1 protein-coding gene is annotated in these 233 nt (G+C 36.9%); it reads left to right on the forward strand.

What is annotated here, in order from left to right:
* Positions 1-17 precede the first annotated feature (17 nt).
* Positions 18-233, forward strand: a 216-nt coding sequence (locus RYX56_RS25445; RefSeq protein WP_317124530.1) for a hypothetical protein, incomplete at its 3' end; no start/stop codon positions are given.

Genomic DNA, 233 nt, shown 5'->3' on the forward strand with positions numbered 1-233 from the left:
TATAAGGAATGAACTATATGAAAAAGTTGTTTTTATTCGTTATGATTCTAGTAATATTACTTTTTGGTGCAAAAACAATCATCGCTGTTAGGGGAGATCAGTCTGCCCTAGAGGCGTTAAAAGCTCCATTGAAGACCCTTGAAGCAGCCATTCAAAAAGGCGATCCAATTTTACCAAAAAGCAGGCTGTTAAATGTTCCATTAATCAATCAAATGGACCAACCGAGGCTATAC

This window comes from Alkalihalophilus lindianensis (assembly GCF_032843265.1).
GTDB lineage: Bacteria > Bacillota > Bacilli > Bacillales > Bacillaceae_D > Alkalihalophilus > Alkalihalophilus lindianensis.